Origin of the sequence: Halomonas sp. ND22Bw (assembly GCF_003011945.1) — a bacterium.
Taxonomy (GTDB): domain Bacteria; phylum Pseudomonadota; class Gammaproteobacteria; order Pseudomonadales; family Halomonadaceae; genus Halomonas; species Halomonas halophila.
Genome location: NZ_PXWD01000571.1, coordinates 1 through 297 on the forward strand (window position 1 = coordinate 1; position 297 = coordinate 297).

1 protein-coding gene is annotated in these 297 nt (G+C 56.2%); it reads right to left on the reverse strand.

The window, feature by feature from the left end; genetic code table 11:
- Positions 1-28: 28 nt before the first annotated feature.
- Positions 29-297: MAPEG family protein (locus CVH10_RS19425; protein ID WP_181244531.1), on the reverse strand; the 269-nt coding region annotated here is incomplete at its 5' end.

Consider the following 297-nt stretch of genomic DNA (forward strand, 5'->3'; position numbering starts at 1 on the left):
ATTTTTAAATCATTTTTTAGGATAAACTTTATGAAAGTCCTACCGAAATCAGAGCCAGATGCGCCGCGATGCCGAGAAAGGCGAGGAAGTTGGCTGTGAAAACTTGCCCGCGCAGTGGGACGTTGTCTGTCAGCGTTTGAGCCAGCATATGGGCCAAGCGCCCGGCGACGAAGACCCAGGCCATCGCGACGTCGAACCGCGTCACCGCGTCTAGCGCGACGAGACACGCGATACACGCGACCCAGAGGATTGGCAGTTCGAACTGGTTCGCGAGATTGCGGGTGACCCGCGCAATGT